The sequence below is a fragment of the Micromonospora sp. NPDC047644 genome (assembly GCF_040704315.1).
GTDB lineage: Bacteria > Actinomycetota > Actinomycetes > Mycobacteriales > Micromonosporaceae > Micromonospora.
In genome coordinates this window covers 276,782-299,322 of sequence record NZ_JBEYSY010000004.1, presented here as the reverse complement: position 1 = coordinate 299,322, position 22,541 = coordinate 276,782, and the positions used below count along the sequence as shown (strand labels likewise).

The 22,541-nt window shown below is 70.3% G+C and carries 23 protein-coding genes; 7 read left to right on the top strand and 16 right to left on the bottom strand.

Features of this window, described 5'->3' with window-relative positions; genetic code table 11:
• Positions 1-13: 13 nt before the first annotated feature.
• The 7 genes from AB0877_RS09185 to AB0877_RS09155 form a co-directional block, all read right to left on the bottom strand.
• Complete coding sequence (locus tag AB0877_RS09185; RefSeq protein ID WP_366608067.1) at positions 14-823, bottom strand: alpha/beta hydrolase; 810 nt, start codon at positions 821-823, stop codon at positions 14-16.
• A 138-nt stretch (positions 824-961) separates the two neighbouring features.
• The gene (locus AB0877_RS09180) at positions 962-1,291 is read right to left on the bottom strand and encodes a hypothetical protein (RefSeq protein WP_355008042.1); all 330 of its coding nucleotides are present in this window, start codon (positions 1,289-1,291) and stop codon (positions 962-964) included.
• 11 nt (positions 1,292-1,302) lie between these two features.
• A complete protein-coding gene (locus AB0877_RS09175; RefSeq protein WP_366608066.1) occupies positions 1,303-2,457 on the bottom strand; it encodes a hypothetical protein in 1,155 nt (384 codons plus the stop codon).
• Entirely contained in the window at positions 2,454-2,948 is a 495-nt protein-coding gene (locus AB0877_RS09170) for a SigE family RNA polymerase sigma factor (RefSeq protein ID WP_366608065.1), read from the bottom strand. The genes AB0877_RS09175 and AB0877_RS09170 overlap by 4 nt, the downstream gene beginning before the upstream one ends.
• A gap of 41 nt (positions 2,949-2,989) precedes the next feature.
• Complete coding sequence (locus AB0877_RS09165; RefSeq protein ID WP_366608064.1) at positions 2,990-4,780, bottom strand: 3-hydroxybutyryl-CoA dehydrogenase; 1,791 nt, start codon at positions 4,778-4,780, stop codon at positions 2,990-2,992.
• A 125-nt stretch (positions 4,781-4,905) separates the two neighbouring features.
• The gene (locus tag AB0877_RS09160; RefSeq protein WP_366608063.1) at positions 4,906-5,967 is read right to left on the bottom strand and encodes an alpha/beta hydrolase; all 1,062 of its coding nucleotides are present in this window, start codon (positions 5,965-5,967) and stop codon (positions 4,906-4,908) included.
• A gap of 89 nt (positions 5,968-6,056) precedes the next feature.
• Positions 6,057-6,422 carry an FHA domain-containing protein gene (locus AB0877_RS09155; protein ID WP_366608142.1) on the bottom strand — a complete coding sequence of 122 codons (366 nt, stop codon included), beginning with the start codon at positions 6,420-6,422 and terminating at the stop codon, positions 6,057-6,059.
• Between the two features lie 308 nt (positions 6,423-6,730).
• Between AB0877_RS09155 and AB0877_RS09150 the strand changes: the two genes are divergently transcribed.
• Both AB0877_RS09150 and AB0877_RS09145 read left to right on the top strand, forming a co-directional pair.
• Complete coding sequence (locus tag AB0877_RS09150; RefSeq protein WP_366608062.1) at positions 6,731-8,227, top strand: aldehyde dehydrogenase family protein; 1,497 nt, start codon at positions 6,731-6,733, stop codon at positions 8,225-8,227.
• Between the two features lie 80 nt (positions 8,228-8,307).
• Positions 8,308-8,964 (top strand): class I SAM-dependent methyltransferase, encoded by a 657-nt coding sequence (locus tag AB0877_RS09145; RefSeq protein WP_366608061.1) that lies wholly within the window; start codon positions 8,308-8,310, stop codon positions 8,962-8,964.
• Positions 8,965-8,972: 8 nt separating this feature from the next.
• Here AB0877_RS09145 and nucS read toward each other — a convergent pair whose 3' ends face one another.
• Complete coding sequence (gene nucS, locus AB0877_RS09140) at positions 8,973-9,632, bottom strand: endonuclease NucS (RefSeq protein WP_366608060.1); 660 nt, start codon at positions 9,630-9,632, stop codon at positions 8,973-8,975.
• A 71-nt stretch (positions 9,633-9,703) separates the two neighbouring features.
• Between nucS and AB0877_RS09135 the strand changes: the two genes are divergently transcribed.
• Together AB0877_RS09135 and AB0877_RS09130 are read left to right on the top strand one after the other, a co-directional pair.
• On the top strand, positions 9,704-10,321 hold the full coding sequence (locus AB0877_RS09135; RefSeq protein ID WP_366608059.1) for a DUF4126 domain-containing protein: 618 nt from the start codon (positions 9,704-9,706) through the stop codon (positions 10,319-10,321).
• An 83-nt stretch (positions 10,322-10,404) separates the two neighbouring features.
• Positions 10,405-10,701, top strand: a complete 297-nt coding sequence (locus tag AB0877_RS09130) for a DUF1540 domain-containing protein (RefSeq protein ID WP_357756083.1) — start codon at positions 10,405-10,407, stop codon at positions 10,699-10,701.
• A gap of 40 nt (positions 10,702-10,741) precedes the next feature.
• Here the strand turns inward: AB0877_RS09130 and AB0877_RS09125 are convergent, their stop codons facing one another.
• Positions 10,742-12,748, bottom strand: coding sequence for a protein meaA (locus tag AB0877_RS09125; protein ID WP_366608058.1), 2,007 nt, complete (start codon positions 12,746-12,748; stop codon positions 10,742-10,744).
• Positions 12,749-12,899: 151 nt separating this feature from the next.
• Here AB0877_RS09125 and AB0877_RS09120 point away from each other — a divergent pair, with 151 nt between their 5' ends.
• Both AB0877_RS09120 and AB0877_RS09115 read left to right on the top strand, forming a co-directional pair.
• Positions 12,900-13,751: an ABC transporter ATP-binding protein gene (locus AB0877_RS09120; protein ID WP_366608057.1), complete on the top strand. Its 852-nt coding sequence runs from the start codon at positions 12,900-12,902 to the stop codon at positions 13,749-13,751.
• Positions 13,748-14,593, top strand: coding sequence for an ABC transporter permease (locus AB0877_RS09115; RefSeq protein WP_366608056.1), 846 nt, complete (start codon positions 13,748-13,750; stop codon positions 14,591-14,593). The genes AB0877_RS09120 and AB0877_RS09115 overlap by 4 nt, the downstream gene beginning before the upstream one ends.
• Before the next feature lie 41 nt (positions 14,594-14,634).
• Here AB0877_RS09115 and AB0877_RS09110 read toward each other — a convergent pair whose 3' ends face one another.
• A complete protein-coding gene (locus tag AB0877_RS09110; protein WP_355008054.1) occupies positions 14,635-15,483 on the bottom strand; it encodes a 3-hydroxyacyl-CoA dehydrogenase family protein in 849 nt (282 codons plus the stop codon).
• Positions 15,484-15,563: 80 nt separating this feature from the next.
• Positions 15,564-17,006, bottom strand: a complete 1,443-nt coding sequence (gene murA / locus AB0877_RS09105) for a UDP-N-acetylglucosamine 1-carboxyvinyltransferase (RefSeq protein ID WP_366608055.1) — start codon at positions 17,004-17,006, stop codon at positions 15,564-15,566.
• Here murA and AB0877_RS09100 point away from each other — a divergent pair.
• Positions 17,005-17,577 carry a cob(I)yrinic acid a,c-diamide adenosyltransferase gene (locus AB0877_RS09100; RefSeq protein WP_091405871.1) on the top strand — a complete coding sequence of 191 codons (573 nt, stop codon included), beginning with the start codon at positions 17,005-17,007 and terminating at the stop codon, positions 17,575-17,577. The two genes, murA and AB0877_RS09100, sit on opposite strands and share 2 nt — an antisense overlap.
• A gap of 390 nt (positions 17,578-17,967) precedes the next feature.
• Here AB0877_RS09100 and AB0877_RS09095 read toward each other — a convergent pair whose 3' ends face one another.
• The 5 genes from AB0877_RS09095 to AB0877_RS09075 all read right to left on the bottom strand — a co-directional run bounded on the left by AB0877_RS09095 (position 17,968) and on the right by AB0877_RS09075 (position 22,538).
• On the bottom strand, positions 17,968-18,423 hold the full coding sequence (locus tag AB0877_RS09095) for a DUF2550 domain-containing protein (RefSeq protein ID WP_366608054.1): 456 nt from the start codon (positions 18,421-18,423) through the stop codon (positions 17,968-17,970).
• Between the two features lie 12 nt (positions 18,424-18,435).
• Positions 18,436-18,717: a F0F1 ATP synthase subunit epsilon gene (locus tag AB0877_RS09090; protein ID WP_366608053.1), complete on the bottom strand. Its 282-nt coding sequence runs from the start codon at positions 18,715-18,717 to the stop codon at positions 18,436-18,438.
• A gap of 88 nt (positions 18,718-18,805) precedes the next feature.
• Positions 18,806-19,948, bottom strand: a complete 1,143-nt coding sequence (locus tag AB0877_RS09085) for an LCP family protein (RefSeq protein ID WP_366608141.1) — start codon at positions 19,946-19,948, stop codon at positions 18,806-18,808.
• Between the two features lie 224 nt (positions 19,949-20,172).
• Complete coding sequence (gene atpD, locus AB0877_RS09080; RefSeq protein WP_366608052.1) at positions 20,173-21,609, bottom strand: F0F1 ATP synthase subunit beta; 1,437 nt, start codon at positions 21,607-21,609, stop codon at positions 20,173-20,175.
• Positions 21,609-22,538, bottom strand: a complete 930-nt coding sequence (locus AB0877_RS09075; RefSeq protein ID WP_334501836.1) for a F0F1 ATP synthase subunit gamma — start codon at positions 22,536-22,538, stop codon at positions 21,609-21,611. Before AB0877_RS09075 ends, atpD begins: the two co-directional genes overlap by 1 nt.
• Positions 22,539-22,541 lie beyond the last annotated feature (3 nt).

Sequence of the window (22,541 nt, the reverse complement as noted above, 5' to 3'; positions counted from 1 at the left end):
GTGGGCCGTCGGGTCAGTCCGCCTTGCTGGCGGCCGGGCCCGGGACGGGGGTGTCGGCGAAGGCGGCCACCGTCCGGTCGGCGTACGCGCTGACGTCGCCGGACTCCATCGGGCCGTCCCAGGTTGTCGGCAGTGGCACCTCGACGGCCGGGTTGACCCGCCGGACGATCTCGTCGAGCACCGTCTCCGCGTCGCCCACCCACAGGTGCTTGGCGCCCGGCACCCCGACCACCTCGGCCTGCGGCACGGCGGCGAACCGTTCCCGCGCCTCGGTGGGGCGCAGGTAGTCGTCGAACTCCGGCACCAGTGCCACCAGCGGCCGACCCGAGTCGGCCCAGGTGCCCAGGTCCTCGGGGGCGGAGAAACGCAGCGGCGGGGAGAGCAGGATCGCCCCGGCGATCGTCGGGTCGCAGCCGTACTTCAGCGCCAGGTCGGTCCCGAACGACCAGCCGACGAGCCAGATGTCGGGCAGCTCGGCGAACTCCGCGTACTCGATCGCGGCGGCCACGTCGTACCGCTCGCCCACCGCCCCGTCGAAGGCTCCCTCGCTGGTGCCACGCACGCTGCTGGTGCCCCGGGTGTTGAACCGCAGCACCGCCAGGTCGGCCAGCGCGGGCAACCGCCAGGCCGCCTTGCGGAACACGTGGCTGTCCATCATCCCGCCGTGGGTCGGTAGCGGGTGCAGGCAGACCAGGGTGGCCACCGGCGGCCGGGCGGCCGGTAGGGCCAGCTCACCGACCAGCCGCAGACCGTCGGCGGTGTGCAGCTCGATGTTCTCCCGGCGGCCGGGCAGGATCGACGACGCGCGGATCGCTGTGCTCACCGCCCAAGTCTGTCGCGAAGTCGCCGCCGCCGCCCGCCCAGGCACGAACAGGGTGACCCAGGTCGCTACCGGGTGGTCCCGCTCAACCCGGGCAATCGGCTCGGCCCCAGCATGGCAGCGCCCCGAGGCCCGGTCGTTTCAGTAGCGCGGGGAGCTGCGGCCCCGCTGCACCGCCGGGCCGCGCCGCTCCCGGGCCCGCCAGCAGCCGCTGTGCCAGTGGCGGCGGTCGGTCAGGTCACCCAGGCCGTCCGCCGGCCAGGCCACCAGGTGCGCCACCCCCGGTGGGATCTCCTGGTTACAACCGGGGCAACGGTACGTCTTCACCGACGCCCCGGCGCCGATGCCGCGTACCTGCCAGGCACCGTCGGTCCACTGCTGGACCGAGGCGACGCCCTGCCGGACCCGGTCGGCGTCCAGGTTGGCGTTGTCGTCCCGGCGAGGGCGATTGCGACGGGGGCTCACAGTCACCAAGGTTACGGTCACTCCCAGGTGGCCGGCTCGCCAAGGTCGTCGGCGACCCGGAGCCCGCCGATAACTGTGCTGACCTCCGCGTCCGTGGGCGACCGTTCCCAGCGGTTCTCGTACCCCATGGACAGCAGGGTGTTCGGAATTCCGAGCACGTGCCAGAAGTCGCCCATGTCGAACACCGGCCTGCCGGCGATCTCGCGATTGGCCTTGGCGGTGGCCCGGCCGGGCGAGGCGGGACGGGGTGAGTGGTCGAGCCGTACCGGTAGGGTGGCCGCGCCCTGGAGAGCGACGGTCAGCGCCGCCTCGGTGAGGTCCGAGGCCGCGTCGGGGATCTGCGTCGGCGTCGTGGTTCCCGCCACGTTCACGATGCGGGGCCAGAACAGTTGGCGTACCGCCACCTCGCACGCGCTGATCCGGGCACCCGGGGGCAGAGCGGTCAATCGAAACGGCGCGACGCAACGGCGGGCCTCGTCGAACCGGAGCGCTGCCGCCGCCCGGCGGACCTCGGCGCTGGTCTCCCCGAGAGCCGCGACCCGGACGTACAGGCCCGGAACGGGCTGCCAGCGCAGCACCCAACCCTTCGTGACCCGGTCGAGCTGACGTGTCACCCCGTTGTACCGCGATGCGGCGTCGGCGTCCTGGCCAGGCGGGGCGAGTTCCTTGTCGCTGGTGACGGTGGCCTTGTCGGGGCCGATGTCACGCGACTGGCTCGGGTCACCGGTCTCGGCCGTCCGTGGGTCAGCGGCAACGGTCACCATCGCCTGCACGCCGCCGCCCAGGTCCAGTCGCATGCTCTCGACCTGGCCCGCGGAGCGCCAGGCGACCGGCTCCGCCGCTGTCGGGTCGACCCCGAAGTGCAACACCTGGGGGTCCGTGCCGACCGAGGCGGGGCGCGCCGCCGCGCCGGGCACTCCCGGTGCCCGGGGTGGCGTGACCACGACCGGGCTGGGCGTGACGGCCGGCTGAGGAGGCGCAGCCGGCGTACGCACTGCCACACCGGCCCCGAGCAGTACCGCGACGCCGAGCGCCGCCCCGATGACGGCGCGCCGTCGCCGCCGCCGGGCCCGTCCCCCGTTCACCGCCGCCGTCAGCAGGCTGCCGGTGTCCACGGGCCCGTCGGCCCTCTCCCGGAGTGCCCGTGCGATCCGCTCGTCGAGGTCGGTCACGGCCGGCTCCCGTTCGTCGTGGGGACGCCGTGGCGCTCCCGCAGCTGGCTGAGCGCCCGCATCGCGTGGGTGCGGACGGTGACCGGGGAACAGCCGAGAATCTGGGCGATGCTCGAGTCGTCGAGGTCCTCGTAGTAGCGCAGCACGAGCACCGCGCGCTGCCGGTCGGGCAGGCCGAGGATCAGCCGCCACATCTCGTCCCGGTCGGCCGCATCGCCACCCAGGTCCCCGCGCCCCGGCCGGTCGGCGAACTCGGCCGTGGCCAACTCCCTGCTGGATCGGCGGCGCCACCAGGAGGTGTTGGCGTTGACCATCATCCGGCGCACGTACACGTCCGGGTGGTCGGCGCGGGAGATCTTGCGCCAGTGCACGTACGCGCGCGCCAACACGTCCTGGGTGAGGTCCTCGGCCCGGTGTTCGTCACCGGTCAGCAGTCGGGCCAGCCGGACGAGCGCCGGCCCGCGACTGCTGACGTACTCCTCGAAGGTCACACCACTCAGACGCCGTCACCGGCGCGCGCTGTTGACACCGTTCAGCGGTGCGAGTGGTCGCGGAAGCCGCGGCGGGTCTTACGGCCCAGGTAGCCGGCGGTGACCAAATGCTCCAGCAGCGGCGCGGGCGCGAAACCCGGCTCGCGCAGTTCCAGGTACAGCTCGCGCTGGATGGCCAGCGAGACGTCCAGCCCGACCACGTCGAGCAGCTCGAACGGGCCCATCGGGTAGCCGCAGCCCAACTTCATGGCGTGGTCGATGTCGTCGGCCGTCGAGTAGCTGGCCTCCAGCATCTTCACCGCGTCGTTCAGGTACGGGAAGAGCAGCGCGTTGACGATGAAGCCGGACCGGTCGCCGCAGACAACGCCGGTCTTGCCGAGCGCGGCGCAGACGGCGCGGGCGGTGGCGGTGGCCTCCGGTGAGGTGCGGATGGTGCGGACGACCTCGACCAACGGCATCACCGGGGCCGGGTTGAAGAAGTGCAGCCCCACCACGTCGGCCGGGCGCTGGGTGGCCATCGCCACGTCGATCACCGGCAGCGACGAGGTGGTGGTGGCCAGGACCACACCCGGCTTGCAGATCTCGTCGAGGCTGGCGAAGAGGGCCTTCTTGACGCTCAGCTCCTCGACCACCGCCTCGACCACCAGGTCGACGTCGGCGAGATGGTCGAGCGTGGCGGACCAGCTGATCCGGCCCAGGGCGGCGTCCCGGTCGGCCTCGGCGAGCTTGCCGCGCACCACGCCCTTGTTGAGCGAGGTCTTCACGGCCTCGCAGACCGTCGCGGACTTCTCCATGCCGCGGGTGACCGAGACGACCTCGTAGCCGGCCTTCGCGAAGACCTCGATGATCCCGGTGGCCATCGTTCCGGAGCCGACCACGCCGACCTTCGCGATGGCGCGCGCGCCGTCGGCGAGCGCGGCGTCGGTGGCCGACGGCGTCGCACCATCCGGTACGACCACCGGGGAGCCGGGCCGCTCGTAGGTGTAGAAACCCCGGCCGGACTTCCGGCCGAGCAGCCCCGCCGTCACCATCTGCTTGAGCAGCGGCACCGGGGCGTGGCGACGGTCCCGTCCGCCACGCCGGTACATGGTGTCCAGGATCTCGTACGCGGTGTCCAGGCCGATCAGGTCCATCAACGCCAGCGGGCCCATCGGCAGGCCGCAGCCGAGCTTCATGGCCGCGTCGATGTCCTCCCGGGTCGCGTAGTGCGACTCGAACATGCCGACCGCGTGGTTGAGGTAGCCGAAGAGCAGCGCGTTGGCGATGAAGCCGGCCCGGTCGTTGATGGTGACGTCGACCTTGCCGAGCCGGGCGCAGAGCGCCTCGACGTCGGCGACCACCTCGGGTGCGGTGACGACGGTGCGGACCACCTCGACCAGCTTCATCACCGGGGCCGGGTTGAAGAAGTGGATGCCGATCACCTGGTTGGGTCGGCTGGTGGCGACCGAGATCTCGGTGACGCTCAACGACGAGGTGTTGGTGGCGAGGATCGTCTCCGGTCGGCAGACCCGGTCCAGCTCCGCGAAGATCCGCTGCTTGAGGTCGAGGTGCTCGGGCACCGCCTCGATGACCAGGTCCACGGAGTGCAGCGCGTCCAGCCCGACAGCGAAGTGCACCCGCTCGTGCAGGGCGTCGCGGTCCGCTTCGGCGAGCTTGCCCTTGGCGACCGCCCGGTCGGTGGAGCCCTTCAGGGTGGCCCGGCCGCGCTCCAGCGCGGGTGCCGAGATTTCCACCGCCACCACGTCGATGCCGTTGCGGGCGAAGACCTCGACGATGCCGGCACCCATGGTGCCCAGCCCCACCACGCCAACGGTGCTGAACTCGCGCGCCACGACCGGCCTCCCCGGGACTCCGCACGGCCACTGAACGGCCGCTAAGGTTATGCGCGCGAGTCTGCCACGTGACGGTGAGTTGTCGAGACGCCGTGGCCTATGTCACCCGCGACCCCGCGGTGCCGCTATCCGGCCGCCACGCTGCTCAGGGCCAACAGTTCCGCGACGAACTCCGAAGGGCGCTCCAGGTGCGGGCTGTGCCCGCAGCCGGGCAGCACCACCTCGTGGTACGCGCCGCCGGCCGCCGCGTAGCGGTCGAGCACCGCCCGGGTCTGGCCGACCATCGGCTGCGGCGGGCAGGCGTCCGCGCCGGGCCAGCCGGGCACGAGATCCAGCGAACCCAGGTACGCCAGGTCGAACAGCGAGGTGTCCGAGACGATGACGTCGACGTCTCCGCGTACCCAGGTGACCGGGGGTTTCTCGGCGACGGCCACCAGCTCGTCGGCGAGCCGGAACCAGGTCGGCGCGAGCGCGTTGAGCACCCCGCGCTCCCCCGGCGCGGTGCCCGGCCAGTTCTCCGACGGCACCGCCGTGCCCGGGTAGTTGTCGTCGCCGGTGGCGGTGGAGAGCACGGTGTCCAGCAGCAGTTCCTCGTCGGCGCCCAGCGAGGCGGGATCGGCCACATAGGTGGCTCGCAGCACGGCGCGCGGGCTGGCCGGCGCGTCCGCGCTCCGGTCACCGGCCGCGAGGCGGGCGACGAAGTCCGGGTTCGCCGTGCCGGCGCCGGTGCCGGCGAAGTCGGGGGTGGTCGGTGTGCCGGTCAGGTCGCGGGTGCCGCCGAAGCCGTACGGAGAGACCGGTGCGGCCAGCAGCAACGCCCCCACCCGGTGCGGATGGTCGACCAGCAGGCGCATCGCCACCCCGCCGCCGAGGGGGTGCCCGACCACCACCGGTCGCGCGTCGGCGTCGAAGAGCGTCGGGTCGTCCAGCAGTGCGGCCACGTCGTCGGAGAAGTCCCGCAGGCCCCGGGTGGCGTCCACCGGCGCGGTGGCGGAGTCGCCGTACCCCCGCAGGTCGGGGGCGACCACCCGCAGCGTCGGCGGCAGACGGCGGACCAGCGGCTCCCAGAACAGCGCGGACGAGCAGTTGCCGTGGATCAGCAGGACCGGTGTGCCGTCCGGCGGGCCGGCCACCCGTACCGCCTGAGTGATGCCGTTCGCCGTCACGGTCCGCTGCTCGGTCTCCATCCGCGGCATGGTGCCACGGGTCCCCGCGCCGGTCCAGGTGTCGAACCGCCATCCGACGGGGCGACCCGGTGTGGCGGGCCGCCAGGCGATCAGCGCCGCGAGCCCGGTGGCGCGGCCAGCGGCAGCGGCAGCGTCGGTCGGACGTCGCGCCGGGACGGGCCGAAGCTGAGGCCCACCGGGTCGGTGAGCGCCACCCCGGGGTCGAACAGGCGCAGTTCGGTACGGCCCAGCCGGATCACGTCACCGTCGGAGAGTCGTTCCACCTCGGTGATCCGCCGGTCGTTGAGCCAGGTGCCGTTGGTGGAGCCCAGGTCCCGCAGGGACGGGCCCTCCGGTGCCAGCCACACCTCGGCGTGGCGACGGGACAGGTGTGGGTCGTTGATGACCACCTGACCGGTCGGCGCTCGGCCGATCACCTGTACCTCGGCTCGCATGCGAAAGCTCGCGCCGCGCATCGGTCCACCCGCGACCGTCAACAGCGGCATCAGTTCCGGATGTTCCTCCATGGACAGTCAGCCCTCCACCCCACACCGTCACTCCGCGCGTCAGCTTGCCATCAGACGGTAGTCGTCAATACCGACCGGCCGGTCAGCCTCTCGTCACCTCCCGGCCACCTGCCGTTCGACGATTCGGGCGGGCCATTTCCGATACCAACGCCCTGACCTGCACTGATCAACGATCGGTCGGGTCGGTGCGACGCCGCTCCCCCGGCCCCGAATCGAGGACCCTACCGGTGAGTAATCCTCGGGTCTAGACTTCCGTCATGACGGCAGTGCATATCCCGGGCGTTCCGGTCATCGATGCGGGCCAGCTGGTCTCCACCAGCCCGGCGACCGGCGCTGAGGCCGGTCGCCTCCCGGTCGCCACCGACACCGACGTGCGGCAGGCCGTCGACCGGGCCCGCACCGCCGGCGAATGGTGGGCGGGTCTCGGCTTCACCGGCCGCCGCCAGCGGATGCTGCGCTGGCGTGCCCTGCTGGCCAAGCGCATCGAGCAGCTGGCCGAGTTGGTGCACCTTGAGGGCGGAAAGCCGATCGCCGACGCCATCGTCGAGATCGTCACCGCGATCGAGCACATCGACTGGGCCGCCCGCAACGCCGGCAGCGTGCTCGGTCCACGTCGGGTGCGGTCCCGACTCATCCTGGCCGAGTTCTCCGGGCACCTCGAATATCAGCCCTACGGTGTGGTCGGCGTGATCGGGCCGTGGAACTATCCGGTCTTCACGCCGATCGGCTCCGCCGCGTACGCCCTCGCCGCCGGCAACGCCGTGGTGCTCAAGCCGAGCGAGTACACGCCCGCCGTCGGCCAGTGGCTGGTGGACAGCTTCGCCGAGGTGGTGCCCGAGCAGCCGGTCTTCACCGCCGTGCACGGGCTGGGCGACGTGGGTGCCGCGTTGTGCCGCTCCGGCGTCAACAAGTTGGCCTTCACCGGCTCCACCGCCACCGCCCGCAAGGTGATGGCCGCCTGCGCCGAGACGCTGACCCCGGTGCTCATCGAGGGCGGCGGCAAGGACGCCATGATCGTGGACAGCGACGCCGACCTGGACGCGGCCGCCGAGGCGTGCGTCTGGGGCGCCATGACCAACGCCGGTCAGACCTGCATCGGCATCGAGCGGGTGTACGCGGTCGACGCCGTCTTCGACGCCTTCGTCGACAAGGTGGTGAGCCGCGCCGGTCGGCTGACCGTCGGGCCGGAGGGCACCGACATCGGCCCGATGACCATGCCCAAGCAGATCGACGTGATCCGTCGGCACATCGACGCCGCGATCACGTCCGGCGGGCGCGCCGTGCTCGGCGGCCCGAGCGCCGTCCAGCCGCCGTACGTCCACCCCACCGTGCTGGTGGACGTACCGGAGGAGTCGGCCGCCGTGCGCGAGGAGACCTTCGGTCCCACGCTGACCATCAGCCGGGTCCGCGACGCCGACGAGGCCCTCACCCGCGCCAACGCCCTGTCGTACGGCCTCGGGGGTTCGGTCTTCGGCCGGCGGCGCGCGGTGGCCATCGCCCGCCGACTGCGCTCCGGGATGGCGTCGATCAACTCCACGCTGACCTTCGCCGGCATGTCCACCCTGCCGTTCGGCGGTGTCGGCGACTCCGGCTTCGGGCGCATCCACGGCGAGGACGGCCTGCGTGAGTTCGGTCGGGCCAAGGCGATCACCCGGCGTCGGGCCCGGTCGCTGCTGCCGTCGATGACCTTCGAGCGCACCCCGGCCGACGTGGCCCGACTCGTCAAGGCCATCAAGGTCATGTACGGCAGGTGAGTGTCGGATAACCGATCATCAACAAGGATCGGCGCATCCACATGTTTGGTCGCTGTGGCCACGGCGGTACATTGCGTTAAATGGGCCCCAATCGATTGCGCTACCGCCTTGTCGACAGTGAGCAGTCGTGGAGCGCCCGACGGCGTCGGCACCGCTCGGACTGGCTGGCGCGCACCTTTCCCGAGATCGGCGACATGCACGTGGTCGACCTCGGTGGTCGGCTCGGCACCTGGCACCGCGCCACCGTCCGACCGGCCCGGGTGACAGTCGTCAACCTGGAGCAGCCGCCCGCCGTCGTCCCGGATTGGGCCCACGTCGAGCAGGCCGATGCCTGCGACCTGCCCCCGCACCTCACCAAGGGCGGCTACGACCTGGTCTTCTCGAACTCGGTGCTGGAGCATGTGGGCGGGCACGAACGCCGGATCCGCTTCGCCGCCGCCGCCCGCTCACTGGCCGACCGGCACTGGGTGCAGACGCCCTACCGCTACTTCCCCATCGAGCCACACTGGATCGCGCCCGGAATGCAGTTCCTGCCGGTACGACTGCGCACCGCGTTCGCCCGCCGCTGGCCGCTGGGGCACAAGCCGACCCGCAGCCACGACGCGGCCATCCACCAGGTGCTCTGGACCGAGCTGTTGGACCGCTCGCAGATGCGTCACTACTTCCCCGACTCGACAATGCTGGTGGAGCGGGTGTTCGGTCTGCCGAAGTCGTTGATCGCGGTGCGCACCGGGTAGTACGCCGGTCAGAAGAGGGTCAGCTCGTCCTTCACGATGCCGCGCAACTTGTCGTAGTCCACGACCACACACCTGATGCCCCGGTCGGTGGCGAGCACCCGGGCCTGCGGCTTGATCTCCTGGGCGGCGAAAACCCCGACGACCGGGCTGAGCAGCGGGTCACGGTTCATCAGCTCGAGATAGCGGGTCAGCTGCTCCACGCCGTCGATGTCGCCGCGCCGCTTGACCTCCACGGCTACCGAGCCCGAGTTGGCGTCCCGGCACAGCAGGTCGACCGGGCCGATGGCCGTCATGTACTCGCGGCGGACCAGCGTGAACCCCTCACCCAGGACGCCCGGGTTGGCGGCCAGCAACTCCTGCAGGTGCGCCTCCACCCCGTCCTTGCGCAGGCCCGGATCCACACCCAACTCGTACGAGGTGTCCTGGAAGACCTCCTCCAGGGTGATCCGCAGCTCCTCGCCGGCCTTGTTGACGACCCGCCACACACCGGGGGCCTCCTCCAACCGACACGGCGGGCTCATCCAGTTCAACGGCTTGTACGCCCGGTCGTCGGCGTGAATGGACACCGACCCGTCCGCCTTCACCATCAGCAAACGGGTGGCCAGCGGCAGGTGAGCCGAGAGCCGTCCGACGTAATCCACCGAGCACTTCGCAATGACCAACCGCACCCGACGAGGGTAGCCGAGCACCCGCCGGTCGCCAGCGAGCGGCACTGGCGCGTCGATGCGATGCTGAGACCGTGTTCGAAGTCCTCACCGGTACCGGTCTCGCCGCCTCGGCGGGGCTGAACGCCTACATACCCCTGCTCATCCTCGGCCTGCTCGGCCGTTACACCGATTTGATCGACCTGCCCAGCGGCTGGACCTGGCTCGGCAACGGTTGGGTCATCGCCATCATGGCCGTGCTGCTGGCCGTGGAGATGGTGGCGGACAAGGTGCCGGTGGTCGACCACATCAACGACGTGGTCCAGACCGTGGTCCGACCCACCGCCGGTGGCCTGGCCTTCGGTGCCGGCTCCTCGTCGGAGACGGTGACGGTCAGCGACCCGGGGAGCTTCTTCTCGTCGCACCAGTGGGTGCCGGTCGTCACCGGCGTACTGCTGGCGTTGGGCGTGCATCTGCTCAAGTCCGCGGCCCGCCCGGTGATCAACGCGACCACCGCCGGAATCGGCGCCCCGGTCGCCAGCACCGCCGAGGACGCCACCAGCGTGGTGGTCTCCCTGGTCGCGATCGTCCTGCCGGTGCTGGTGCTCGTCGCCCTGGTCGGCCTGGCGTTCTTCGCCTTCTGGTTCCTCCGCCGTCGATCCGATCGACGTCGCGAACGGGAGGCCGCCCGCGCCGCCGGCTTCCGCGTCTGACGCGTGATCGGCGACTCGCAATACCGGAGCTGCGCGGGGCGACAAAAGCCTAGGATCGGGGCAAGAGCCTAGAGGAGGTCGGCATGACCGCAGCGTTGGAGATGCCCCGAGTCCAGGAATGTGTGGTCGCCGCGTGCGCGTACAACCAGTCGGGTGACTGCCACGCCTTCGCGATCACCATCGGCAGCATGGATCACGCCCACTGCCACACCTTCGTCGAGTCGCCCGTCCGGGGTGGCGTGGAGAGCCTGATCGCGCAGGTGGGGGCGTGCCAGCGCGCCGACTGCCGGCACAACGAGCAGTTGGAGTGCCACGCGGCGTCGATCAGGGTCGGCCCGGACAACGACATGGCCGACTGCATGACCTACACCGGCCGCTGACCCACGCCGGGCCGACGACCTGCCCGAGACGGCCCTGCGGTCAGGGCAGGTCGTTGGCGCGACGGATGACGGTCACCAGGTCGTCGATGATGCCGGTGAGGGCGAAGTCCTTCGGCGTGAAGACCCGGGCGACCCCGGCCGCGCGGAGGGTGTCCGCGTCACCGGCCGGGATGATGCCGCCCACCACCACCGGCAGGTCGGCCCGGCCGGCGGCGCGCAGCCCGTCGAGCACCGCCGGCACGGCGGCCAGGTGCGACCCGGAGAGCACGGAGAGCCCGACCAGGTCGACGTCCTCCTCGACAGCCGCGGCGACGATCTGCCCCGCGGTCAACCGGATGCCCTGGTAGACGACCTCGAAACCGGCGTCACGGGCGCGTACCGCGATCTGCTCCGCGCCGTTGGAGTGCCCGTCCAGGCCGGGTTTGCCGACCAGCAGCCGCAGCCGGCCACTGCCCAGCTCCAGCGCCGTCGCGGCGACCCGCTCGCGGACCGCCGCGAGGCCCGGCTCCCCGCCGCCGCCGGTGGCGCCGGCCAGCCCGGTCGGCGCCCGGTACTCGCCGAAGACCTGGCGCAGCGCGCCGGCCCACTCGCCGGTGGTCACCCCGGCCCGCACGCACTCCAGGGTGGCCGGCATCAGGTTGGTGGTGGTCGCGGCGTCCGCGCGCAGCCGGGCCAGCGCCGCGTCGACGACGGCCGCGTCCCGGTCGGCCCGCCACCGGCGTACGCCGTCCACGGCGGCCGCCTCGACCGCGGGGTCGACCTGCTCGACGGCGCCCGCGCCGGCAGCGGTCAGCGGGGACGGTTCGGTCTCGGTGTACCGGTTGACCCCGACCACCACGTCGGCACCGGACTCCATCCGTCGACGCCGCTCGGCGAGCGACGCGACCAGCGCGCTCTTGAGGTAGCCGGTCTCCACCGCGGCGACGACGCCGCCCAGCTCGAGCACCGCGCCCAGCTCGACCCGCGCCCCGGTGACGATCTCGTCGACGAGCGCGGTCATCACGTGCGAACCGGCGAAGAGGTCGGGATATTCGAGCAGGTCCGACTCGTACGCCAGGACCTGCTGCATCCGCAGCGACCACTGCTGGTCCCACGGTCGGGGCAGGCCGAGCGCCTCGTTCCAGGCGGGCAGTTGAACCGCGCGGGCCCGGGCGTCGCGGGACATCGTCACGCCGAGCATCTCCAGCACGATGCGCTGGATGTTGTTCTCCGGCTGCGCCTCGGTCAGGCCGAGCGAGTTGACCTGCACGCCGTAGCGGAACCGCCGGTGTCTGGCGTCGGTGACCCCGTACCGGTCCCGGGTGATCTCGTCCCAGAGCACGCCGAAGGCGCGCATCTTGGCGATCTCCTCGACGAAGCGCACCCCGGCGTTGACGAAGAACGAGATCCGCTGGACGACGTCACCCATCCGCTCGGCCGGCACCTGACCGGAGTCCCGTACCGCGTCGAGCACGGCGACGGCGGTGGCCAGCGCGAAGCCGACCTCCTGCACGGGCGTGGCACCGGCCTCCTGGAGGTGGTACGAGCAGATGTTCACCGGGTTCCACCGGGGCATCTCGCGCAGCGTGTACGCCACCACGTCGGCGGTGAGCCGCAGCGACGCCGCCGGCGGGAAGATGTAGGTGCCCCGGGACAGGTACTCCTTGATGATGTCGTTCTGGGTGGTGCCGGCGCAGCGGGCCAGGTCGGCGCCCTGCTCCAGCCCGACGGTGCCGTACAGGGCGAGCAGCCACATCGCCGGGGCGTTGATGGTCATCGAGGTGTTCGTCCCGGCGAGCGGAAGACCGTCGAAGAGCGCCCGCATGTCGCCCAGGTGAGCCACCGGCACGCCGACCCGTCCGACCTCACCGGCGGCGAGTTCGTGGTCCGGGTCGTACCCGGTCTGGGTGGGCAGGTCGAAGGCGACCGAGAGGCCGGTCTGCCCCTTCGCCAGGTTGCGGCGGAAGAGCGCGTTCGTCGCCGCGGCCGACGAGTGGCCGGCGTAGGTGCGCATCACCCACGGGCGGTCCCGCTCGGGCAGCCGCCCCGGGAATGGCGTCTCATCCATGGCCGGAGTCTAAGTTACCGTTCAGTAAAAGGAGCTGTGGAAAACCACACAGGTCCATGTCGGGGACGTCAGGGCGTCAAGCCCCCGCTGTGGCGCGGACCGCCACACCCCGGACACCCGCCGGTTGCCGCCAGGACGCACACTTGACGACATGGATGACGAGCTGGCCATCTCCGTCCGAGGGCTGCGCAAGGCGTACGGCGACAACGTCGCCGTGGCGAGCGTGGATCTCGACGTCCACCGTGGCGAGGTGTTCGCATTGCTCGGCCCGAACGGCGCCGGCAAGACCACGACGGTGGAGATCCTGGAGGGTTACCGGCACCGGGATGCCGGCGAGGTCCGCGTGCTCGGCGCGGACCCGGCCAACCCCGACGCGGACTGGCGTTCCCGGGTCGGCATCGTGCTCCAGGGCACCGGCGAGTTCGACGAGCTGACCGTGGCCGAGGTGGTCCGGCACTTCTCCGGCTTCTACCCCGACGCCGACGACCCGGCAAAGGTGATCGAGCGGGTCGGGCTGGCCGACAAGGCGAAAGCCCGCACGCACACCCTCTCCGGCGGGCAGAAGCGCCGCCTGGACGTGGCCCTGGGCATCATCGGTCGCCCCGAGCTGCTCTTCCTCGACGAGCCGACCACCGGTTTCGACCCGGAAGCCCGTCGTGAGTTCTGGGAGCTGATCCGCGATCTCGCCGCGGCCGGCACCACGATCGTTCTCACCACCCACTACCTGGACGAGGCCGAGGCCCTCGCCCACCGGGTCGGCGTGATCGCCGGTGGCCGACTTGTCGAGGTCGCCGCACCCAACCGGCTGGGCAATCGGCAGGAGGCCCTCGCCACGGTCTCCTGGCGTACCCCGGACGGGACGCTGGAACGTGCGCAAACCGCGACGCCGACGGCCCTCGTGGCCGACCTCGCCGCGCGCCACGGCGGCGAGGTCCCCGGCCTCACGGTGACCCGGCCGAGCCTGGAGGACGTCTACCTGAAGATGATCGGACACACGCGATGACGACCACGACAAACCCGGCCTCCGCGGTCGCCACGCCTCGGGGCCAGCGGCCGGGTGCCGGCGCGCTCGCCCTGCGCCAGGGCCGACTGGAGATCACCCAGTTCCTGCGCAGCCGGGAGTCGGTGGTCTTCACGATGGGCTTCCCCATCATCATGATCCTGATCTTCGCGTCGATCTTCGACGGGACGATCGGCGGCGGGGTCAAGTTCACCCAGTACTTCATCACCGGCATGATCGCGACCGGCCTGATGACGGTGAGCTTCCAGAACCTGGGCATCTGGATCCCGGTCGAGCGGGACCGGGGCGTGCTCAAGCGCTACCGGGGCACGCCGATGCCGAAGTGGGTCTGGTTCGCCGGCAAGGTGATCATGGTGGTAGTGATCGGCATCGCCGAGACGGCGCTGCTGCTGGCGTTCGCGGTGGCGCTGTTCGACCTCGACCTGCCGGGTACCGCCGCGAAGTGGCTCACCTTCGGCTGGGTCTCCGTGCTCGGGGTGACCGCCTGCACCCTGTGCGGCATCGCCATCTCGTCACTGGCCCGCACCGCCCGCAGCGGCTCGGCGGTGGTCACCCCGGTGGCCCTGGTGCTCCAGTTCATCTCCGGGGTGTTCTTCGTCTTCACCGACCTGCCCACCTGGATGCAGCAGGTGGCGGCGGTGTTCCCGCTCAAGTGGATATGCCAGGGGCTGCGGTCGGTGTTCCTGCCGGAGAGCTTCGGCGCGCAGGAACCGGGCGGCTCGTTCGAGCTGGGCCGGGTGGCCGTGGTGCTGGTTCTGTGGTGCGTGATCGGTGTGGTGCTCTGCCTGACCACCTTCCGCTGGACCACCAAGCGCGACGGCTGACCGGCCGACCGGGGCGGGCGCCCGCCCCGGTCGCCACAAACTCAGTAGGTGTAGAAGCCCTTGCCGGTCTTGCGGCCCAGGTCGCCGGCGGTGACCATCCGCTGGAGCAGCTCCGGCGGGAAGAACTTCTCGTCGGCGGTGTCGGTGTAGATGTTCTTCGAGGCGTGCAGGAGCACGTCCACGCCGGTCAGGTCGGTGGTGGCCAGCGGACCCATCGCGTGCCCGAAGCCCAGCCGGCAGGCGGTGTCCAGGTCCTCCGCGGACACCACGCCGGACTCGACCAGCTTGACCGCCTCCATCACCAGGGCGGAGATCAGCCGGGTGGTGACGAAGCCGGCGATGTCCCGGTTGACCACGACGACCGTCTTGCCGATCTCCTCGGCGAAGGCCCGCGCGGTGTCGAGCGCGGCGTCGCTGGTCTTGTAGCCGCGTACCAGCTCGCAGAGCTGCATCATCGGCACCGGGGAGAAGAAGTGGGTGCCGACCACCGCCTCGGGGCGCTCGGTCACCGCGGCGATCTGGGTGACCGGGATCGCCGAGGTGTTGGTGGCGAGCACCGCGTCCGACTTGCAGATCTTGTCCAGAGCGCGAAACACCTCGTGCTTGATCTCCAACCGCTCGAAGACCGCCTCGACCACGATGTCCGCGTCCGCCGCCGCCTCCAGATCGGTGGTCGGCGTGATCCGCGCGAGGGTCGCCTCGACCTCGGACGCCTCGATCTTGCCCTTCTCGGCGAACTTCTCCAGTGACTTCCGGATGCCGCCCAGACCCCGGGTGGTGGCCGCCTCGTCCAGGTCGCGCAGCGTCACCTGCCAGCCCGCCTGCGCCGCCACCTGGGCGATGCCGGAACCCATCAACCCGGCCCCGACGACCGCGAGTCGACCCGCCATCTGTTTCTCCCTCGCTGCGATTGAGTGCCTGCCTGCACCCTAGTCGGCGAGACTGAACGATGGCTAAGTGGCGGTCGGGGTCAGATCTCCAGTTCCGGCTCCTCCGGCGTGGTGCCCCGCTCGACCGTCACCCCGAGTGCCCGCAGGTCGGCCACGAAGTCCGGGTAGCCCCGGTCGACGTGGTGCACGTGGGAGACCTCGGTGACCCCCTCCGCGCAGAGTCCGGCGATGATCAACCCTGCTCCGGCCCGGATGTCGGTGGCCCGCACCGGGGCACCGGAGAGCCGGTCCCGGCCCCGGACGACCGCGTGATGCCCGTCGGTCTTGATGTCCGCGCCGAGCCGCATCATCTCGTTGGCGAACATGAACCGGCCGTCGAAGATGTTCTCGGTGATCAGGGAGGCGCCGTCGCTGACGGCCGCCAGCCCGATCGCCATCGGCAGCAGGTCGGTCGCGAAACCGGGGTACGGCAGCGTCACCACGTCCACCGCCCGGGGCCGCTCGTCCATCCGTACGCGGAAGCCGTCCCCCCGGGTCTCCACCAGCGCGCCGGCCGCCACCACCTTGTCCAGGGCGATCTCCAGGAAGGCCGGGTCGAGCCCGGTCACCGTCACGTCCCCGCGGGTCATCGCCGCACCGAACGCCCAGGTGCCGGCGACGATCCGGTCCCCCACCGTGGCGTGGCGCACCGGACGCAGACCGGGCACACCGGTGATGCGCAACGTCGACGTGCCCGCGCCGACGATGCGCGCGCCCATCTGGTTGAGCATCGTGCAGATGTCGACGATCTCCGGCTCCCGCGCCGCGTTGTCGATCATCGTGGTGCCCTGGGCCAGCACCGCCGCCATCACCAGGTTCTCGGTCGCGCCGACGCTGGGGAAATCCAGCACGATGTCCGCGCCCCGCAGCCCGTGTGGGGCGGAGGCGATGACGAACCCGTGCTCACCGGAGATCTCCGCCCCCATCCGGGTCAGCCCGGAGATGTGCATGTCCAACCCCCGCGACCCGATCGCGTCGCCGCCGGGATGCGCCACCCGCACGTACCCCCGGCGGGCCAGCAACGGGCCGAGCACGCAGATCGACGCGCGCAGCCGTCGGACCAGGTCGTAGTCGGCCTCCGCGCCCGGCTGCTCGGGTACGTCGATCGTCACCGACCGGGACCGGGCCACCCCGCCCCGGGCGACCATCGGGTCGACCGGGTCGTCCGCGTCGAACTGGACGTCGCAGCCCAGCCGACGCAGCACCTCCCCCATGATCGCGATGTCGGTGATCCGGGGGACGTTGGTGATCACGCTGCGGCCCGGCGCCAGCAGCGCGGCGGCCATCAGCTTCAACGCCGAGTTCTTGGCACCGACCACGTGCACGGTGCCGGACAGGCGGGCGTCACCGTGTACCCGGATGACGTCGACATCGTTGACCGCCGAATCGCCGGCGTCGCCGGGGCCCACCACCACCGGCCAGCCGGCGGTGCTGTCCGGCCGCGCCGGGATCGTCAGGTCGGGAATCCGTAGGCTGTGCGTCATGGCCGTCCACCTCACGCGCATCTACACCAAGGCCGGCGACGCCGGCATGACCAGGCTGAGCAACAACGAGCAGGTGCCGAAGACCGATCCACGGATCGCCGCGTACGCGGATGTCGACGAGTGCAACGCGGCGATCGGCGTCGCGCTCGCGCTGGGAAACCTCGACGAGGAGCTTCGCGGCGTGCTGGGGTCGGTGCAGAACGACCTGTTCGACGTCGGCGCCGACCTGTCCACCCCGGTCGAGCCGGAGCCGAAGTACCCGCCGCTGCGGGTCACCGAGGAGTACGTCGAGCGCCTGGAGGGCTGGTGCGACGAGTACAACGCACGCCTGAGCAAGCTCGACTCCTTCATCCTCCCCGGCGGCACCGCAGGCGCGGCGCTGCTGCACGTGGCGCGGACCGTCGCCCGGCGTGCCGAACGGGCAGCGTGGGCGCTGGTCAGCCACGATCCGGAACGAACCAGCACGCTCCCGGCAAAGTATCTCAACCGGCTCTCCGATCTGCTCTTTATCCTGTCAAGAACGGCAAATCCGGCAGGAGATGTGCTATGGGTGCCGGGCGGCAAGCGCTGAACGTCGGGCGCTCCGCACCACGTCGAGGTCTGAGTTCCCACTCTGCCCGCCACCACGCGTAGCCAAGGCCGACTCGTCCTCCGGGCGACGCCCGCCAGGGCCAAGGCGTGTCAGCGCCTAGATCGACTCGGGTTCCATGAAGTCGGGCCATCCTGGCCACCAGGACACCACGGCGTCAAGAAACCCGAGTCGATCACCCGCGCCCAACCACTGAAATGGGCAAGACTCAGCCACACCGGTAACGGCAGGTGCTTGAAAACCATGCCAGAACGGCGGCAGTGCCCACGAAGGGGTTTCCGGGGGAGCCCGACCGGCGCAGGGATCAAGCCTGACCGCCCGGAGCCGGGCGGGCTCCCCGGAAACCCAGAAGAGCAACCACAGAAGAGCCGATCAGGCAGCCGGCCAGTCCTGGGAGGCCATACGCGGCGAGACCGCCCCCGGAGGGGCGGCCTCGAGCCAGGAGAGGAAACCGGTCACTGTCGATCGCGCCATGGCGATCTCCACCGGTGCGTGGTGACTGGTACAGCGGAGGATCACCCAGTCGGCCGGCATGGAGAACCGTTCCTGACCTTCGGGCAACCGGCGGCGCTCCACGGCCAGCCCCTTGCGGGAGAGCACCCGCTTGGGCCGAATCGCGAAGCTGAACATCCGGTACCAGCGGAGCTCGTCACCGGCGAACCGGCCGAAGCCGGGCGACCAGCCACGGCCGTCGAGCATGGTGGAGACCCGGACGCTGAGCCGGATGATGCCGCCGCTGCGGGTGACCACAGCTCGCCGGACGAAGAGGATCAGAAGCGCGCCGAGGATGACGACAACGCCGATTCCGAATCCTTCGACGATCTCCATCCCCGGTGTGGCTCAGCGGCTCTGCGCGGAGACCGGGGTTGCGCTCTCGGCCAGCACGGTGACACCTTGGGCGCTCACCGAGAGGAAGCCGCCGGCCACCTCGTAGGCGACCTGCTCGCCGCCGGCGAGCTTGATGCGTACCTGGCCGGGCTCGGCGAGCTGGCCGAGCAGCGGCGCGTGCCCCGGCAGGACACCGAGCTCGCCTTCGGTCGTCCGGGCGACGACCATCTCGGCGTCACCGGACCAGACCTTCTCCTCGACGGCGACGAGCTCGACGTGAAGCTGCTGTGCCACGCTGTCTCCTTGCTGCGGCTACGGATTGCCGAAAGTCTAGCCTGACGATGCGGCGCGCCCAACGCGGGTGGGGACAACGCCGACCTGACTACTTGGTCTTGTTGACGAATTCCGGGTGCTCCAGCAGGAACGGGTCGAGTTGCTCGTTGTGCAGGGCGGTGAAGAAGTCCGGCACACCGTCCTGGAACTGCTCGCCCAGGTACTTCTTACCCTCGAAGACTCCACCACCGGGCAGCTTGATCATCTCAATGGTGTTCGGGCGGATGTCCTTCAGCGCGAGCCCGAAGTCGACAACGCTGTTGCCCCGACCGTTGAAGATCAACGACTGGCCGGCGGCGCGGAGCACCTTGTCCAGCTTGATCGGGTTGGACACCACGTCGGCGCTGAACGCCTGGCCGACCATGGCCTTGACGAACTGTTGCTGGTGGCGCTGGCGACCGTAGTCGGAATCCGGAACACCGTTCTTCGGGTAGCGCTGCCGGACGTAGTCCAGCGCCTGCCACCCACTGAGGTGCCGGTTGCCCTTCTTGTAGATCGCCTGCGGGCCGACGTAGCCCTCACCACGGGTGTTGCCCGGCCGCGGCTTGCCGTCCGGCTGCTTGTGCTCGGACTTCACGTCGCGCTCGATGTACATGTCGACACCGCCCATGGCGTCGACGATCTTCTGGAAACCGGTGAAGTTGATGATCGCGCCGGCGTCGAAGCGCTTGATGCCGGTGACGTTCTGCACGGTGCTGGCCAGCAACTCGAAGCCCCGCGCCGCGTCGGGGTTGGCCCCCGGCACCCTGCTGCCGAACGACATCGCCGCGTTGATCTTCGTGGTCTCGCCCGGGAACTCGGCCTTCTTGAACGCCGGAATCCGCACGTAGAGGTCACGAGGCAGCGAGAACAGGTAGGCCCGGTCCATCGAGGCCGGCACGTGCAGCACCATGATCGAGTCGGCCAGCGGCGCGGCCGTCGCCGTACGTGGGTCGATGCCGACGAGCAAAATGTTGAGCGGACCCTTGATGTCGCTCTTCTTCGCCTGGGCGCCCGCGGCCTGGTCGCCGAAGAGGTCGGCCTTGCCGACGGACCCCTCGTAGCGGGCCATCAACACCTCGGTGCTGACCAGCACGGCGCCGCTGAGCACGGTCAGCACGGTGCCGAACACCGTGCAGAGCCTGGCCCACCGCGGCACACCTCGCCAGAGGGACGGCTTGCGGCCACTCTTGCCGGCCTTACCCACGAGCAGCTCCGTTCGTTACGCCCACGCCGAGAAAGACGGGCGCACGTCGTCGAAAGGTTGCACAGATCAACGCTCGTTCAGGTGAGCGCGGAACGAACCGTAGCTCGGGAGCCGCGAGAGTGACTACCACGAGTAACGGACCGCGACGATGGTAAGGCGCGAACATGAACAAAAGACTGCCCCGGCATTGCCGGGGCAGTCTTTTTGCTACGGGAATCGATGGGGGCTGGTCAGCCCTTCATCAGCTCCTCAGCCTTCTTCTCCAGGTCATCGAGGCCGCCGCACATGAAGAACGCCTGCTCGGGGAAGTGATCGTACTCACCCTCGCTGATCTTGCGGAACGCCTCGATGGTCTCCTTGATCGGGACCGTCGAGCCCGGAACGCCGGTGAACTGCTCCGCCGCGTAGGTGTTCTGCGAGAGGAAACGCTCGATCCGCCGGGCCCGGGCCACGGTGATCTTGTCTTCCTCGGAGAGCTCCTCGATGCCGAGGATGGCGATGATGTCCTGCAGGTCCTTGTAGCGCTGCAGGATCCTCTTCACCTCGGTGGCGACCTGGAAGTGCTCGGCGCCGACGAACTCCGGGGCGAGGATCCGGGACGAGGACGCCAGCGGGTCCACGGCCGGGTAGATGCCCTTGTCGGAGATCGACCGCTCCAGGTTGGTGGTCGCGTCCAGGTGGGCGAACGTGGTGGCCGGAGCGGGGTCGGTGTAGTCGTCCGCCGGCACGTAGATCGCCTGCATGGAGGTGATGGCCTGGCCCCGGACGGAGGTGATCCGCTCCTGGAGCTCGCCCATCTCGTCCGCCAGGGTCGGCTGGTAACCCACGGCGCTCGGCATACGCCCGAGCAGGGTGGAGACCTCCGAGCCGGCCTGGGTGAAGCGGAAGATGTTGTCGATGAAGAGCAGCACCTCCTGCTTCTTCACGTCGCGGAAGTACTCCGCCATGGTCAGCGCGGAGAGCGCCACCCGCAGCCGGGTGCCCGGCGGCTCGTCCATCTGGCCGTAGACCAGCGCGGTCTTGTCGATGACGCCGGACTCGGTCATTTCGGCGATGAGGTCGTTGCCCTCACGGGTGCGCTCACCCACGCCGGCGAAGACCGAGGTACCACCGAAGTTACGGGCAACACGGGTGATCATCTCCTGGATGAGCACCGTCTTGCCCACGCCCGCGCCGCCGAACAGGCCGATCTTGCCGCCCTTGACGTACGGGGCGAGCAGGTCGATGACCTTGATGCCGGTCTCCAGCATCTCGGTCTTCGGCTCCAGGTCCGCGAAGGCCGGGGCCTTGCGGTGGATGCCCCAGTGGTCGTCCGGGTTGAGGGTCTCGCCCTCCTTGAGGTTGAGCACCTCGCCGATCGCGTTGAACACGTGGCCCTTGACCGCGTCGCCCACCGGAACGGTGATCGGCGAACCGGAGTCACGAACCTCCGCGCCGCGAACCAGACCGTCGGTCGGCTGCATCGAGATGGCGCGGACCAGGTTGTCACCCAGGTGCTGGGCGACCTCCAGGGTCAGCGTCTTCTCACCGCCGGACAGGCTCACGGTGACGTTCAGGGCGTTGAACAGGGCCGGCATGGCGTCGCGCGGGAACTCGGCGTCGACGACCGGGCCGATGACCCGGACCACGCGACCCGTGGCCGTCTTGGTCTCTACTGGTGCAGTCATCACACTTCACTTCCCGACGCGGCAAGCGCGTTGGCGCCGCCGACGATCTCGCTGATCTCCTGGGTGATCCCGGCCTGACGGGCCGAGTTCATCTCACGCGTGTACTTCTCGATCATCTCTTCGGCGTTGTCGGTGGCGCTCTTCATCGCCCGCCGCCGTGCCGCCGACTCACTCGCCGCCGACTCGAGCAACGCCGCGTAGATCCGCGTGTTGATGTACCTCGGCAGGAGCGCGTCGAGCAGCGCCTCCGCCTCGGGCTCGAACTCGTACGCCGGCAGCAGCCCTTCGGAGCGCGGCCGGTCCTCGACCTGCATCGGGCCGATGATCTTCGTGACCGGGTTCTGCGTCATCAGCGAGTGGAACTCGGTGTAGACGATGTGCAACTCGTCGACGCCGAGCACCCCGTCCGCGCCAGCACCACCGTCGACGTCGTCCGCACCGGCGGTGAACGCCTTGATCAGCGTCTCACCCACGGTACGGGCGTCCTCGAACGACGGCTGCTCGCTGAACCCGGTCCAGTTCGCCTCGATCGGCCGGTCGCGGAACCGGTAGAACCCGACGCCCTTACGCCCGATGACGTAGAGCACCGGCTCCTTGCCGTCCGCCTTGAGCCGCGCGATCAGCGACTCGGCCATCCTGATCGCGTTGGAGCTGTAACCGCCGGCCAGGCCACGGTCACTGGTGACCAACAGAACGCCCGCCCGCCGCACCCGCTCGCGCGGGGTGAGCAGCGGGTGGTCGATCCGCGCGTTGGACGCCAGCGCCGTGAGCACACCGGTGATGGCCTGGGCGTACGGCAGGGACGCCTGCACCCGGGCCTGGGCCTTGGCGATCCGGCTCGTCGCCACGAGCTCCATCGCCTTGGTGATCTTCTTCATCGACTTCGCCGAGCGGATTCGTTGACGAAGAACGCGAACCTGGGCCGCCATGGG

What these genes read in the sequence shown, in the direction of transcription:
- AB0877_RS09160 (WP_366608063.1), bottom strand. Translation starts at nt 5,967, where the DNA reads ATGGAGACCGAGCAGCGGACCGTGACGGCGAACGGCATCACTCAGGCG.
- AB0877_RS09150 (WP_366608062.1), top strand. Translation starts at nt 6,731, where the DNA reads ATGACGGCAGTGCATATCCCGGGCGTTCCGGTCATCGATGCGGGCCAG.
- AB0877_RS09125 (WP_366608058.1), bottom strand. Translation starts at nt 12,748, where the DNA reads ATGGATGAGACGCCATTCCCGGGGCGGCTGCCCGAGCGGGACCGCCCG.
- AB0877_RS09120 (WP_366608057.1), top strand. Translation starts at nt 12,900, where the DNA reads ATGGATGACGAGCTGGCCATCTCCGTCCGAGGGCTGCGCAAGGCGTAC.
- murA (WP_366608055.1), bottom strand. Translation starts at nt 17,006, where the DNA reads ATGACGCACAGCCTACGGATTCCCGACCTGACGATCCCGGCGCGGCCG.
- atpD (WP_366608052.1), bottom strand. Translation starts at nt 21,609, where the DNA reads ATGACTGCACCAGTAGAGACCAAGACGGCCACGGGTCGCGTGGTCCGG.
- AB0877_RS09100 (WP_091405871.1), top strand. Translation starts at nt 17,005, where the DNA reads ATGGCCGTCCACCTCACGCGCATCTACACCAAGGCCGGCGACGCCGGC.
- AB0877_RS09115 (WP_366608056.1), top strand. Translation starts at nt 13,748, where the DNA reads ATGACGACCACGACAAACCCGGCCTCCGCGGTCGCCACGCCTCGGGGC.
- AB0877_RS09130 (WP_357756083.1), top strand. Translation starts at nt 10,405, where the DNA reads ATGACCGCAGCGTTGGAGATGCCCCGAGTCCAGGAATGTGTGGTCGCC.
- AB0877_RS09075 (WP_334501836.1), bottom strand. Translation starts at nt 22,538, where the DNA reads ATGGCGGCCCAGGTTCGCGTTCTTCGTCAACGAATCCGCTCGGCGAAG.
- AB0877_RS09095 (WP_366608054.1), bottom strand. Translation starts at nt 18,423, where the DNA reads ATGGAGATCGTCGAAGGATTCGGAATCGGCGTTGTCGTCATCCTCGGC.
- AB0877_RS09110 (WP_355008054.1), bottom strand. Translation starts at nt 15,483, where the DNA reads ATGGCGGGTCGACTCGCGGTCGTCGGGGCCGGGTTGATGGGTTCCGGC.
- AB0877_RS09155 (WP_366608142.1), bottom strand. Translation starts at nt 6,422, where the DNA reads ATGCGCGGCGCGAGCTTTCGCATGCGAGCCGAGGTACAGGTGATCGGC.
- AB0877_RS09145 (WP_366608061.1), top strand. Translation starts at nt 8,308, where the DNA reads ATGGGCCCCAATCGATTGCGCTACCGCCTTGTCGACAGTGAGCAGTCG.